Origin of the sequence: Streptococcus sp. FDAARGOS_522, from assembly GCF_003812445.1 — a bacterium.
Classification (GTDB): Bacteria; Bacillota; Bacilli; order Lactobacillales; family Streptococcaceae; genus Streptococcus; species Streptococcus agalactiae.
On the sequence record NZ_CP033808.1, the window covers coordinates 436,124 to 451,223 of the forward strand.

Sequence of the window (15,100 nt, forward strand, 5' to 3'; positions counted from 1 at the left end):
CTGGAAAATTTCAAGCGATTGCGATAAAATAAATCTTGCAGAGTTTTCTAGAGAAAGGAGGTCAGATTTATTGGAATGGCAAGATCTAGCGCAGTTACCTGTATCTATTTTTAAAGACTATGTTACAGATGCTCAAGACGCGGAAAAACCTTTTATATGGACAGAAGTATTTTTAAGGGAGATTAATCGCTCAAATCAAGAAATTATTTTGCATATTTGGCCGATGACTAAGACAGTCATTCTGGGGATGTTAGATCGAGAATTACCACATTTAGAATTAGCTAAAAAAGAAATCATCAGTCGTGGCTATGAACCAGTTGTTCGGAATTTTGGTGGTCTCGCAGTTGTAGCTGATGAAGGAATTTTAAATTTTTCATTGATTATTCCAGATGTTTTTGAGAGAAAATTGTCTATCTCAGATGGGTATCTTATAATGGTCGATTTTATTAGAAGTATATTTTCAGATTTTTATCAACCTATTGAGCACTTTGAAGTAGAGACCTCCTATTGTCCTGGTAAGTTTGATCTTAGTATAAATGGCAAAAAATTTGCTGGCTTGGCTCAGCGCCGTATAAAGAATGGTATTGCGGTATCGATTTACCTTAGCGTTTGTGGCGATCAAAAAGAGCGGAGTCGAATGATTTCAGATTTTTATAAGATTGGTCTAGGTGATACGGGTAGTCCAATTGCTTATCCAAATGTAGATCCTGAAATTATGGCTAATCTATCTGATCTATTAGATTGTCCTATGACAGTAGAAGATGTTATTGATCGTATGTTGATTAGCCTTAAACAAGTAGGTTTTAATGATCGTTTACTGATGATTAGGCCCGATTTAGTTGCAGAGTTTGATAGATTTCAGGCTAAGTCTATGGCTAATAAGGGGACGGTGAGCAGAGATGAATAATGTCCAAGGTAATTTATTTCGTCCATTAATACTTCCCAATGGATTGAGCTTAGAAAATCGTTTTGTTCTATCACCTATGGTAACTAATTCTTCTACATCAGAAGGTTTTGTAACTGATGACGACATAGCATATGCTGTTCGTCGTGCTAAATCCGCTCCATTACAAATTACTGGAGCAGCATATGTTACAGAATATGGTCAGTTATTTGAATATGGTTTTAGCGTTTCAAAGGATGAGGACATTCCTGGTTTGACTAAATTGGCTAAAGCAATGAAGTCTAAGGGAGCGAAAGCTGTTTTGCAGCTGACGCATGCTGGACGTTTCTCAAGTCACACTTTGGCAAGACACGGATATGTATATGGTCCCAGCCCTATGCAATTGCAATCGCCATACCCACATCAGGTTAAAGAACTAACACACAAAGATATACTAATGATTATCGATGAATATGTCCAGGCTACAAGACGAGCTATACAAGCTGGATTTGATGGTGTTGAAATATCTTCTGCACAACGATTACTAATTCAAACTTTTTTCTCAACCTTCTCAAATCAAAGAAAAGATGAGTATGGTCCTCAAACTTTGACTAATCGCTGTCGTTTAGGCTTAGAAGTTTTTAAAGCGGTACAAAAAGTTATCAGAGAAGAAGCAGAGTCAGATTTTATCCTTGGTTTTAGAGCGACGCCTGAAGAAACTCGCGGTTCACAAATTGGATATAGCATTGAAGAGTTTATGGAATTTCTTGAAAAAATTTTAGCGATTGCTCAGGTAGATTATCTTGCTATTGCAAGCTGGGGGCATGATGTCTTTAGAAATACTATACGTTCTGAGGGAGTTTACAAAGGGCAGCTGGTTAATCAAGTTATATTTGAACATTTTGGTGATAGAGTTCCAATTATGGCAACTGGAGGTATTAATAGTGCTTCAAAGGTGTTTGAAGCCTTACAACATGCTCATATGGTAGGAGCTTCCACGCCCTTAGTAGTTGATCCGGAATTTTTACAAAAAATAAAAGCTAAGCGTTCTGATCAGATTAATTTAAGGATTAAAGTGAGTGATTTAGAAGGTTTGGCGATTCCAAAAGCCTCCTTTAAAGATATTGTTCCTTTGATGGATTATGGAGAATCTTTACCAAAGGAAGCTCGAGAAGTTTTTAGAGAACTTCGAAGCAATTATAGGGAGGAAAGATGAAATTAAGTGTCCTTGATTATGGGCTTATTGATTATGGAAAAACTGCAAGTGATGCAATACAAGAAACGATTCTTTTATCACAAGAGGCGGAGCGACTAGGATATCATCAATTTTGGGTGGCTGAACATCACGGTGTTAAGGCATTCAGTATTAGCAATCCAGAATTAATGATAATGCATTTGGCTAACCAGACTAAATCTATCAAAATTGGCTCTGGAGGTATAATGCCTCTGCACTATAGTAGTTTTAAACTCGCGGAGACTCTCAAGACATTAGAGACATGTCATCCGAATCGAGTAAGTATTGGTTTAGGAAATTCACTAGGGACAGTTAAAGTTTCAAATGCACTTCGTAGCTTACATAAAGCACATGATTACGAAGAGGTACTGGAGGAATTGAAGTCATGGCTTATTGATGAATCATCCAGTAAGGAACCATTAGTTCAACCGACTCTTTCTAGCTTCCCAGACTTATATGTGTTGGGGAGTGGTCAAAAATCAGCTTATTTAGCGGCTAAACTTGGCTTAGGCTTTACCTTCGGTGTTTTTCCTTTTATGGACAAAGACCCATTGACAGAAGCTAAAAAGCTTTCATCTCTTTATTATCATCAGTTTGAAGAATATTATCCTAATAAGTCTCCTAATTTGATGGTAGCTGCATTTGTAGTTATAGCTGATACTTCAGAAGAAGCTGAAAACATAGCAAAGACTTTAGATATCTGGATGCTAGGAAATAAAGACTTCAATGAATTTGCAACATTTCCTACTATTGAAGAAGCTAATCATTACCAATTGACTCCTGAACAAAAAGCAAAAATTAAATCAAATCGCCACCGTATGATTGTAGGTGATCCAAAACAAGTTAAAGACAGCCTTGACGCTTTAGTTAATGCTAGTCAAGCAGAAGAACTACTTTTGATTCCTCTTGTTCCAGGACTTGATCAACGAATCAAATCCTTAAAATTATTATCACAGTTATATTAATCACGTTTTCTCAGAAAGGAAAATACTCATGAAAAAAATTGCGAACTACTTATTAATTGAAAAAAATGAAGAACGTTATACTATCAGCTTAACTCCCGAACTTCAAGATGACTTGGGAACTGTTGGATATGTAGAATTCACAGATGATACAAATTTAGAAGTTGATGATGTTATTTTAAATATTGAAGCTTCAAAGACGGTTATGGCAATTTTATCTCCTCTTACAGGTAAAGTTGTTAAAGTTAATACAGCTGCAAGTCAAGAACCAACTTTGTTAAATTCTGAAAAAGCTGACGAAAATTGGTTGGTTGTGTTAACAGACGTTGATTATGCTGCTTTTGAAGCTTTAGAAAATGCCTAATCAAAAACAACTATTGCTAGCCATGATTGAGTATCTTCGGTCAGAAAAATTAACAGACGTTGATGACTTGAGGACCACCGATTTGCAAACGGTTTGGCGTGCTCTAGTTAATCAACAAGATCCTCAAAACATTAGTCAAGAGTACCTGTCTTTAGAAGATAGGTATTTGTCACATTGGTGGAATACTCAAAAAGTAAAAACGATAGACGTCTGTCATCAAACGGTATATTCAAATGTATTTACCTACCATGGGGATATTTGCTTATTACAAGTGGATGCTATTGTTAATGCAGCAAATGGTAAGTTGTTAGGTTGTTTTATTCCTAATCACCATTGTATTGACAATCATATTCATACGTTTGCAGGTTCACGATTACGTTTAGCATGTCATCAATTGATGACACAACAAGGACGAATGGAAGCCGTAGGACAAGCTAAACTTACCGAATCCTATCATCTTCCTTGTAAGTATGTTATTCATACAGTCGGACCTTACGTAAAAGTTGATCAAAAGCCATCTCGTATAAGAGAGGATTTATTAAAGTCTTCTTATAAATCCTGCTTACAGTTGGCAGTTCGAGCTAATCTTAAAACAATTGTCTTCCCTTGTATATCAACGGGAGAATTTGGTTTTCCTAATCAAAGAGCTGCTGAATTGGCTGTTCAAGCGATATTAGAGTGGCAACGCGAAAATCAGCACAAACTCTATATTATTTTCAATACATTCACACCTAAAGACCAAGAGATTTATCAAAAATTATTATTAAAAGAGGAAATAGATGACAGTGTGGAAGACTCTAGAAAAAACTAATCATTCTCAATCAGAAATACTAAGTCAGTTAATAGAAGAATCAGATGCTATTGTAGTTGGTATTGGTGCAGGCATGTCTGCAGCGGATGGATTCACCTATATTGGCCCCAGATTTGAAGAAGCTTTTCCGGATTTTATTGCTAAATATCAACTATTAGATATGTTGCAAGCAAGTCTTTATGACTTTGAAGATTGGGAAGAATATTGGGCCTTCCAAAGTCGTTTTGTGGCACTTAATTATTTAGATCAACCGGTAGGACAAGCTTATCTTGATTTAAAGGATATTTTAGCGAAAAAAGAATATCATATTATTACAACTAATGCTGATAATGCCTTCGCTGTGGCTGATTATAATTTAGAAAAAGGTTTTCATATTCAAGGTGAATATGGCTTATGGCAGTGTAGTCAACATTGTCATCAACAAACTTATCGAAATGATCAGGCAATTCGTCAAATGATTGCACAACAAAAGGATATGAAGATTCCTAGTAACTTAATCCCCAAATGCCCAAAGTGTGATCAACCGTTTGAAATTAATAAACGTAACGAAGAAAAAGGTATGGTGGAAGATGCTGACTTTCATGCTCAACGACAACGTTATGAAAATTTCTTATCACAACATCAAAATGACAAAGTTCTTTATCTAGAGATTGGAGTTGGACATACCACGCCACAATTTATTAAGCATCCGTTTTGGCGATTCGTCTCTTTAAATGAAAACTCTTTATTTGTTACTCTTAATCACAAGCATTATCGCATTCCTCAAAAGATTCGCTCAAGGAGTGTGCAACTGACACAGCATATCGCTGAATTAATTGCTGAAGCGAAAAAAGAAATTATTGGATAACTAAATTGCTATAAAAGGAGACCTAAATGTATCTTATTGAACCAATTAGAAATGGTAAGCGTATCACAGACGGTGCGATTGCACTTGCCATGCAAGTTTATATTTTACAAAATGTTTTTTTAGATGATGATATTTTATTTCCATACTATTGTGATCCTAAAGTTGAAATCGGAAAATTTCAGAATGCAGTTATAGAGACTAATCAAGAATATTTGAAAGAACATGATATTCCTGTTGTTCGTCGAGATACTGGTGGAGGGGCTGTTTACGTTGACTCAGGTGCTGTAAATATTTGCTATCTAATGAAAGATCATGGACAATTTGGTGATTTCAAACGAGCTTATGAGCCAGCTATTAAGGCCCTAAAAACTTTAGGTGCTTCTAGTGTTGAAATGAGGGGACGAAATGACTTAGTTATTGATGGTAAAAAAGTATCAGGTGCAGCAATGACGATAGTAAACGGTCGTATTTACGGTGGTTACTCTCTTTTATTAGATGTTGATTTTGATGCTATGGAAAAAGTGTTAAATCCTAATCGGAAAAAAATTGAATCTAAAGGGATAAAATCTGTCCGAAGTCGAGTAGGAGATATTCGTAGCCACTTGTCAGAAGATTATCGTCATATCACAACCGATCAATTTAAAGATTTAATGGTTTGTCAATTATTACATATTGATCATATTGATCAGGCAAAACGCTATCATCTAACCGAAAAAGATTGGGCTGCGATTGACGCTCTAGCTGATGAAAAATATAAGAATTGGGATTGGAATTATGGTAACTCACCACAGTATTCGTATCACAGAGATGCTCGTTTTCCGTCAGGAACTTACGATTTTCACTTAGAAATTGAGAAAGGTATTATTACGAATTGCCGTATTTATGGTGACTTTTTCAGTTCTAAAGATATTTCAGATATTGAAAACCTTCTCATTGGTTGCCCTATGAAAGAAGAATTAGTCTTGGAAAAATTAAGTACTGTATCACTAGAAGATTATTTTGGTCAGACTAGCCCAGAAGAAATAAAAGCAGTTTTATTTCCATAAGACGAACATTTTAAATTTTTTTGCAAAAAAATATGTTTTTATAGGGAATATTGCTATACTATTTTTATTATTTAGAAGGAGAATATCATGAAAACAGATATTGAAATAGCGCAAAGCGTCGCCCTAAAGCCTATTGCTGAGATTGTTGAGCAAGTAGGAATTGGTTTTGATGATATAGAATTGTATGGTAAATACAAAGCAAAATTATCTTTTGATAAGATTGAAGCTGTAAGATCTCAAAAAGTAGGAAAGTTAATTTTAGTAACTGCTATTAATCCGACACCAGCAGGTGAGGGAAAATCCACTATGAGCATTGGATTAGCTGATGCTTTAAATAAAATTGGTAAAAAAACGATGATTGCGCTTCGCGAACCTTCTTTAGGTCCTGTAATGGGTATTAAAGGAGGAGCTGCTGGAGGTGGATACGCACAAGTACTACCAATGGAAGATATTAATTTGCATTTTACTGGTGATATGCACGCAATCACAACTGCTAATAATGCTTTATCAGCTCTACTTGATAATCATATTCATCAAGGCAATGAATTAGATATTGACCAACGTCGAGTGATTTGGAAGCGTGTAGTTGATCTTAACGATCGTGCTCTTCGTCAGGTGATCGTTGGCTTAGGAAGCCCTGTCAATGGGATACCACGTGAAGATGGCTTTGATATTACTGTTGCTTCTGAAATAATGGCTATTCTATGTTTAGCTACTGACCTATCAGATTTAAAGAAACGCCTGTCAAATATTGTTGTGGCTTACTCAAGGGACCGTAAACCAATCTATGTTAAAGATTTGAAGATTGAAGGAGCTCTCACACTTATCCTAAAAGATGCTATCAAACCTAATTTGGTTCAAACCATTTATGGGACACCGGCTCTTGTCCATGGGGGACCATTTGCTAATATTGCACATGGATGTAATTCTGTCTTAGCGACTTCAACAGCTCTACGCTTAGCAGATTACGTTGTTACTGAAGCTGGTTTTGGAGCAGACTTGGGCGCTGAAAAGTTTCTTGATATAAAAACGCCAAACCTTCCGACTTCTCCCGATGCGATTGTTATTGTTGCTACATTGCGTGCATTGAAAATGCATGGAGGTGTTTCAAAAGAAGATCTTTCACAAGAGAACGTCAAAGCAGTTAAAAGAGGTTTTACAAATCTCGAGCGTCACGTTAACAATATGCGTCAATATGGTGTTCCGGTAGTTGTAGCTATCAATCAGTTTACTGCAGATACAGAAAGTGAAATTGCAACTCTTAAAACCTTATGTAGTAATATTGATGTGGCAGTTGAATTAGCAAGTGTGTGGGAAGATGGAGCAGACGGTGGCCTTGAACTTGCACAGACTGTTGCTAATGTGATTGAAACACAATCATCCAATTACAAACGCTTATATAATGATGAAGACACTATTGAAGAAAAAATTTAAAAAATTGTTACTAAAATATATGGTGGTAATAAAGTTCATTTTGGACCTAAGGCACAAATACAATTAAAAGAGTTTAGTGACAATGGCTGGGACAAGATGCCTATTTGTATGGCAAAGACACAATATAGCTTTTCTGATAATCCAAATTTACTTGGTGCTCCAACTGACTTTGATATAACTGTTCGTGAATTTGTTCCAAAAACAGGAGCTGGTTTTATAGTTGCTCTTACTGGAGACGTATTGACAATGCCTGGTTTACCTAAAAAACCTGCAGCTCTCAATATGGATGTTTTAGAAGACGGTACAGCCATTGGATTATTTTAAATAATAAAGAGGTAGGGCTTGTGATGCTAGCCTCTTTTTATTGGGGATTAGATTTTAACTAGAGATAATTTAGAATAATAGAATGCTATTCAAGTGACAGTATGCTATAATAAAATGATTGATTTGCAGGGGGGAAAAACTTATCAGTAATAAAGTCAAAATTGTTCGTTTACTTAATAAGAGTAAGAAAAGTTTACTAAGGGGTATATTTAGTCGAACAACCGTTATCGCTATTTTATTGATTTTACAATTATTGTTTTTACTAGCCTCTTACTCATGGCTAGAGCAGTATCGTGTTTGGTTAGCAACCGTTGAGCATATCTTAACAATTGGAGCGGTCTTATATTTAGTTAATAGTGAAATGGATGCTTTGTCCCGAGTAACTTGGTTAATATTGGTAATGATTGCCCCTTTACTAGGGGCGATGTTCCTAATGTACACCAAATTTGACTGGGGTTATCGTGGTTTGAAACAAAGATTGGAGACATTGATTGATGAGAGTCAGATTTATCTAGAGGATGATCCTGAAACTTTGAATCAGCTTAAGTCAAGTACATCCACAACATATCATTTGGTTCAATATTTTGAAAAAGCACATGGAAATTTCCCAGTTTATCGAAATACTGATGTGACATTTCTACCAACGGGAGAAGCATTCTTTGAAAAAATGAAAGAAGAACTACTAAAAGCTAAAAAGTATATCTTTTTAGAATTCTTTATCATTGACGAAGGAATAATGTGGGGAGAAATACTTAGTATTTTAGAACAAAAGGTGGAAGAAGGTGTTGAAGTCCGTATCTTATATGATGGTATGATAGAAATTACAAAATTATCCTTTGATTATACGAAACGACTTGAGAAAATAGGAATAAAAGCAAAAGCATTTTCTCCGATTTCTCCTTTTATTTCAACTTATTATAACTATCGTGACCATCGAAAAATTGTTGTTATTGATGGAGTAGTAGGCATGACTGGTGGTGTAAACTTAGCCGATGAGTATATTAATCACATTGAGTTATTTGGGCATTGGAAAGATTCAGGTATTATGTTAAAGGGGAAAGCAGTGGATAGTTTCCTCCTACTTTTCTTACAGATGTGGTCCATTACTGAGGAAAAAATGTTAGTAGCGCCTTACCTCGGTGTACACGATGATTTAGTTGAAAATGAAGGCTATGTTATTCCTTATGGAGATTCTCCTTTAGACACTGATAAAGTAGGGGAAAATGTTTATATAGATATTCTTAATCATGCTAGAGAATATGTTTACATCATGACACCTTATTTAATATTAGACAGTGAATTGGAACATGCCATTCAGTTTGCTGCGGAACGTAGTGTAGATGTACGTATTATTATGCCGGGTATCCCAGATAAGCCAATCCCTTATGCTCTTGCTAAAACTTACTATCAAGCTTTAACAAAATCAGGTGTTAAAATATATGAATACACCCCTGGATTTGTTCATTCAAAAATATTCCTTAGTGATAATACAAAGGCTGTTGTAGGTACGATAAATCTTGATTACCGTAGCCTGTATCACCATTTTGAATGTGCTGTTTATCTTTATAAGGTAGATGCAATCCAAGACATTTATCGAGATTATATGGATACATTAAATAAATCAAGGTTAGTTAGCTTGAAAGATATAAATAATATTCCAAAATTCCAAAAAGTAATTGGCATAGTGACAAAAACTATTGCTCCCCTGCTTTAGAAATAATTTATTTTTAATTTAATATTAAAAGTAAACTGAAGAATCTAGTTATATTTAAAAAGTAAAGGTTGCATTTTAACTAAATTATGTTAAACTACTGTTATGCGATGAGTCGATATGTGGTTTTACCACTATTGCGCAGGGAGATTATAAACGCAGGAGCGGATCTTGATAAGTTGTGTGAACCTTCTTGTCACACTTGAAAAGGTGCCCTTAGCTTACTACTACTTGTAATTTCTTACAAATTGTGGTAAGTAGCTGAAAAGCAAAAAAGAAAGAACCAAACTGGTTCTTTCTTTTTTGCATAAATAAGTCACAATTTCCTTCTTAAAATTATGTCTTTACTTAACTTTAATTGAATATGCTACCATCACATTCTTTGTAAAATTTTTAAATAATCTAGTTTCTGATGGTTTAGATGAAGTATTAAAAATATACTATTACCTCATTGTAAATCTTAATGTTAGTATGACTATCTATCATGCTTTATAATATTAAAGGAAAATTTTAAAATATCATGTTTTAGATATCAACTATTTAATTTTAAACATACAAATTAATAATAAATTGCAACTAAATAATAAATTATCTTGACATAACTTATAAAATGTTTTAATATATAATCTAAATAAAAGTAATAATAAAATGACTTTTAAAATTTTAAAAAAGTAAGGAGAAAATTAATTGTTCAATAAAATAGGTTTTAGAACTTGGAAATCAGGAAAGCTTTGGCTTTATATGGGAGTGCTAGGATCAACTATTATTTTAGGATCAAGTCCTGTATCTGCTATGGATAGTGTTGGAAATCAAAGTCAGGGCAATGTTTTAGAGCGTCGTCAACGCGATGTTGAGAACAAGAGCCAAGGTAATGTTTTAGAGCGTCGCCAACGCGATGCGGATAACAAAAGTCAGGGCAATGTTTTAGAGCGTCGCCAACGTGACGTTGAGAACAAGAGCCAAGGCAATGTTTTAGAGCGTCGTCAACGCGATGTTGAGAACAAGAGCCAAGGTAATGTTCTAGAGCGTCGTCAACGTGATGCGGAAAACAAGAGCCAAGGCAATGTTCTAGAGCGTCGTCAACGCGATGCAGAAAACAGAAGCCAAGGTAATGTTTTAGAACGTCGTCAACGCGATGTTGAGAACAAGAGCCAAGGTAACGTTCTAGAGCGTCGCCAACGTGACGTTGAGAACAAGAGCCAAGGTAACGTTCTAGAGCGTCGTCAACGTGATGCAGATAACAAGAGCCAGGGCAATGTTTTAGAGCGTCGCCAACGTGATGTTGAGAACAAGAGCCAAGGTAATGTTCTAGAGCGTCGCCAAAATAATGTCCTTATTAAGAGTCAAGATAATGTTCTAGAGCGCCGCCAACGTGATGCGGATAACAAGAGCCAGGGCAATGTTTTAGAGCGTCGCCAACGTGATGCGGATAACAAGAGCCAGGGTAACGTTCTAGAGCGTCGCCAACGTGATGTTGAGAACAAGAGCCAAGGTAATGTTCTAGAGCGTCGCCAAAATAATGTCCTTATTAAGAGTCAAGATAATGTTCTAGAGCGCCGCCAACGTGATGCGGATAACAAGAGCCAGGGCAATGTTTTAGAGCGTCGCCAACGTGATGCGGATAACAAGAGCCAGGGTAACGTTCTAGAGCGTCGTCAACGCGATGTTGAGAATAAGAGCCAAGGTAATGTTTTAGAGCGTCGCCAACATGATGTTGAGAATAAGAGTCAAGTAGGTCAACTTATAGGGAAAAATCCACTTTTTTCAAAGTCAACTGTATCTAGAGAAAATAATCACTCTAGTCAAGGTGACTCTAACAAACAGTCATTCTCTAAAAAAGTATCTCAGGTTACTAATGTAGCTAATAGACCGATGTTAACTAATAATTCTAGAACAATTTCAGTGATAAATAAATTACCTAAAACAGGTGATGATCAAAATGTCATTTTTAAACTTGTAGGTTTTGGTTTAATTTTATTAACAAGTCTCTGCGGTTTGAGACGCAATGAAAATTAAGTATAATCAACCATTTAGTAACTATTATAATGATATATGCAATCAATAAAAAAGGAATCGAATACGAGATTCCTTTTTATAATTAGGTTGGTTAGGGTGACTTTTTTCATTTGGCTATTCTTGAAAGTTTATAAAAATGTAGTATAATAGTCACATTAAAATGTTTTGGAAATATTGATGAACAACATCATCAAATAGAGGTCATTATATGGGATATACCGTTGCTATCGTGGGCGCTACAGGTGCCGTAGGAACACAAATGATTCGTCAATTAGAACAATCGAATTTACCAATAGAACAAGTGAAACTTTTATCATCAAGTCGCTCAGCAGGTAAGATTTTACATTTTAAAGATGAGGCTATACGTGTTGAAGAGACAACTAAAGAATCATTTTACGATGTTGATATTGCCTTGTTTTCAGCTGGTGGATCTATTTCAGCAAAATTCGCTCCTTATGCAGTAAAGTCTGGAGCAGTTGTAGTAGATAACACGTCATATTTTCGTCAGAATCCTGATGTTCCACTAGTTGTTCCTGAAGTAAATGCTCATGCCATGACTGGTCATAATGGTATCATAGCTTGCCCCAATTGTTCTACTATTCAAATGATGATTGCTTTAGAGCCCATTCGTCAAAAATGGGGGATAGAGCGTGTTATAGTTTCCACCTATCAAGCTGTTTCGGGTTCAGGTGCACGTGCTGTTGAAGAAACTAAGGAACAGTTGAGACAAGTTTTAAATGATAACCTTTCACCTGATCAATTAATTGCAACAGTCTTGCCATGTTCTAGCGATCAAAAACATTATCCTATCGCATTCAATGCATTACCTCAAATTGATACTTTTACTGATAATGATTATACGTACGAAGAAATGAAGATGACTTTGGAGACAAAGAAAATTATGGAAGATGCTACTATTAAGGTTTCAGCTACCTGCGTCCGTATTCCCGTTTTATCGGGTCATTCTGAGTCCATTTATATTGAGACGAAAGAATTAGCCTCAATCTCTGAAATTAAAAAGGCTATTGCTAATTTTCCTGGTGCCGTCCTACAAGACCTTCCATCTCAGCAAATTTACCCTCAAGCGATTAATGCTGTAGGTCATAGGGAGACCTTTGTTGGTCGTATTCGAAAAGACCTTGATCAAGAAAATGGTGTTCATATGTGGGTAGTTTCAGATAATCTATTGAAGGGGGCAGCTTGGAATTCTGTTCAAATCGCAGAAACATTGCATAAGAATGGGCTGGTTAAACCAGCGAAAGAGTTAAAATTTGAATTAATATAGAAGAATATGACATTGCTTAATACTTATGCTGACTGCTAGTGATATTGATTAAAAATCAATATCAGGTAAAATACTTGACAAATTATGAAAACATTTGCATAATGAAATTAACAAATGAAAATGATTGCAAATCGTTTTAACATTGTTTCCACATTAAGGAGGGGCTCTTATGCAAATCATCAAACGTGATGGACAGATTGTTGAATTTGATCCTGAAAAAATCTACCAAGCTATCTTGAAAGCTGCTCAAACAGTTTATGTGCTTGATGAGTCACTTCGTCAAGACCTTGCTCAAGTGACTAAAAAAGTAATCTTAGATTTAGAGGATGCTCAGGTTGAACGACCAACGATCAATATGATTCAGTCTTTGGTTGAAAATCGTTTATTGGATGCAGGATACATTCATATTGCTGAACACTATATTTCATACCGTTTGCAACGTGATTTAGAGCGAAATGGTTATGATGATCAAATCACTGTTCATTTACACTTTGAAAAAATTAAGTAAGGTTTGACTTTTAAGTTTAAACTCTCTATACTTGTATATGGAACTTACTATGTAATGTACTAATTTAAAAACTTGTAGAGTGTCTCTATGAGTTTTTTAATAACCTCTATTATCAATCAAAGGATTTTAAATGAGTATTTTAGAAGTAAAAAACTTAAGTCACGGTTTTGGTGATCGTGCTATTTTTGAGAATGTTTCTTTTCGCCTTTTAAAAGGTGAACATATAGGACTTATTGGTGCTAATGGTGAAGGAAAATCAACATTCATGTCAATTGTTACAGGTCATCTTCAACCTGATGAAGGAAAAATTGAATGGTCAAAATATGTAACTGCTGGTTACCTTGATCAACATACTGTGTTAGAAGAAGGTCAAACAGTTCGTGATGTTTTGCGAACAGCATTTGATGAACTTTTTAAAACAGAGGCACGTATCAATGATATATATATATCCATGGCAGATGATGGCGCAGATGTAGATAGCCTTATGGAAGAAGTTGGAGAACTACAAGATCGTTTAGAATCACGTGATTTTTATACACTTGATGCTAAAATTGATGAAGTCGCACGGGCATTAGGAGTTATGGATTTTGGTATGGATTCTGATGTTACTGAATTATCTGGTGGTCAAAGGACAAAGGTCCTTTTAGCAAAACTGTTATTAGAAAAGCCAGATATCCTCCTGCTTGATGAGCCTACAAACTACCTTGATGCTGAACACATTGATTGGTTAAAACGCTATTTACAAAATTATGAAAATGCTTTTGTTTTAATCTCACACGATATTCCATTTTTGAACGATGTTATCAATATTGTCTATCATGTTGAAAATCAAGATTTAGTAAGATATTCCGGTGATTATACTAATTTTGAATCAGTCTATGCAATGAAAAAGGCTCAATTAGAAGCAGCCTATGAACGTCAACAAAAGGAAATAGCTGATCTACAAGATTTTGTTAATCGTAATAAAGCACGCGTTGCAACACGTAATATGGCAATGTCTCGTCAAAAGAAACTAGACAAAATGGATATTATTGAGTTACAAGCAGAGAAACCAAAGCCAAGTTTTGAATTTAAAGAATCACGCACACCAGGACGTTTTATTTTCCAAGCTAAAGATCTTCAAATTGGATATGATCGTGCTTTAACAAAACCTCTAAACCTAACATTTGAACGTAATCAAAAAATAGCCATTGTTGGAGCAAATGGGATAGGAAAAACAACATTACTTAAGAGTTTACTAGGTATTATCCCCCCTATTTCTGGTAATGTTGAACGAGGTGATTTTATTGATTTAGGTTATTTTGAACAAGAAGTACCCGGAGGAAATCGCCAAACTCCACTTGAAGCAGTATGGGATGCTTTTCCTGCTTTGAACCAAGCAGAGGTTAGGGCAGCTCTTGCTCGTTGTGGTTTAACTTCAAAGCATATTGAAAGTCAGATTCAGGTGTTATCTGGTGGGGAGCAATCAAAGGTCAGATTTTGCTTATTAATGAATCGCGAAAATAATGTCCTTGTACTTGATGAACCAACCAATCATTTAGATGTAGATGCTAAAGATGAGTTAAAACGTGCTTTAAAAGCTTATAAGGGATCAATCTTGATGGTATGTCATGAACCGGACTTTTATGAAGGATGGATGGATGATGTTTGGGACTTTAACCAACTTAGTTAAGTG

General features: G+C 35.5%; 12 protein-coding genes and 1 pseudogene. All 13 read left to right on the forward strand.

The window, feature by feature from the left end; translation table 11 throughout:
* The first annotated feature begins 70 nt into the window (after positions 1-70).
* The 13 genes and pseudogenes from EGX70_RS02215 (at position 71) to EGX70_RS02280 (ending at position 15,097) form a co-directional block, all read left to right on the forward strand.
* Positions 71-907 (forward strand): lipoate--protein ligase family protein, encoded by an 837-nt coding sequence (locus tag EGX70_RS02215; protein ID WP_000455156.1) that lies wholly within the window; start codon positions 71-73, stop codon positions 905-907.
* Positions 900-2,099 (forward strand): NADH-dependent flavin oxidoreductase, encoded by a 1,200-nt coding sequence (locus tag EGX70_RS02220; RefSeq protein WP_001067079.1) that lies wholly within the window; start codon positions 900-902, stop codon positions 2,097-2,099. Before EGX70_RS02215 ends, EGX70_RS02220 begins: the two co-directional genes overlap by 8 nt.
* Complete coding sequence (locus tag EGX70_RS02225; protein ID WP_000778223.1) at positions 2,096-3,082, forward strand: MsnO8 family LLM class oxidoreductase; 987 nt, start codon at positions 2,096-2,098, stop codon at positions 3,080-3,082. Before EGX70_RS02220 ends, EGX70_RS02225 begins: the two co-directional genes overlap by 4 nt.
* A 28-nt stretch (positions 3,083-3,110) precedes the next feature.
* A complete protein-coding gene (locus tag EGX70_RS02230; RefSeq protein ID WP_000717327.1) occupies positions 3,111-3,443 on the forward strand; it encodes a glycine cleavage system protein H in 333 nt (110 codons plus the stop codon).
* Positions 3,436-4,254, forward strand: coding sequence for a protein-ADP-ribose hydrolase (locus EGX70_RS02235; protein WP_001133610.1), 819 nt, complete (start codon positions 3,436-3,438; stop codon positions 4,252-4,254). The genes EGX70_RS02230 and EGX70_RS02235 overlap by 8 nt, the downstream gene beginning before the upstream one ends.
* On the forward strand, positions 4,223-5,101 hold the full coding sequence (locus tag EGX70_RS02240; RefSeq protein ID WP_123947871.1) for an NAD-dependent deacetylase: 879 nt from the start codon (positions 4,223-4,225) through the stop codon (positions 5,099-5,101). The genes EGX70_RS02235 and EGX70_RS02240 overlap by 32 nt, the downstream gene beginning before the upstream one ends.
* A 26-nt stretch (positions 5,102-5,127) precedes the next feature.
* Positions 5,128-6,147 (forward strand): lipoate--protein ligase, encoded by a 1,020-nt coding sequence (locus EGX70_RS02245; protein ID WP_000280832.1) that lies wholly within the window; start codon positions 5,128-5,130, stop codon positions 6,145-6,147.
* An 87-nt stretch (positions 6,148-6,234) separates the two neighbouring features.
* Positions 6,235-7,905 (forward strand): annotated as a pseudogene (locus tag EGX70_RS02250) (formate--tetrahydrofolate ligase).
* A gap of 118 nt (positions 7,906-8,023) precedes the next feature.
* A complete protein-coding gene (locus tag EGX70_RS02255) occupies positions 8,024-9,619 on the forward strand; it encodes a phosphatidylserine/phosphatidylglycerophosphate/cardiolipin synthase family protein (protein WP_001867974.1) in 1,596 nt (531 codons plus the stop codon).
* A gap of 684 nt (positions 9,620-10,303) precedes the next feature.
* Positions 10,304-11,632, forward strand: coding sequence for an LPXTG cell wall anchor domain-containing protein (locus EGX70_RS02265; protein WP_123947873.1), 1,329 nt, complete (start codon positions 10,304-10,306; stop codon positions 11,630-11,632).
* Between the two features lie 208 nt (positions 11,633-11,840).
* On the forward strand, positions 11,841-12,917 hold the full coding sequence (locus EGX70_RS02270) for an aspartate-semialdehyde dehydrogenase (RefSeq protein ID WP_000542448.1): 1,077 nt from the start codon (positions 11,841-11,843) through the stop codon (positions 12,915-12,917).
* Positions 12,918-13,086: 169 nt separating this feature from the next.
* A complete protein-coding gene (locus tag EGX70_RS02275; protein WP_001165746.1) occupies positions 13,087-13,425 on the forward strand; it encodes an ATP cone domain-containing protein in 339 nt (112 codons plus the stop codon).
* Positions 13,426-13,555: 130 nt separating this feature from the next.
* Complete coding sequence (locus EGX70_RS02280) at positions 13,556-15,097, forward strand: ABC-F family ATP-binding cassette domain-containing protein (protein WP_000025410.1); 1,542 nt, start codon at positions 13,556-13,558, stop codon at positions 15,095-15,097.
* Positions 15,098-15,100 lie beyond the last annotated feature (3 nt).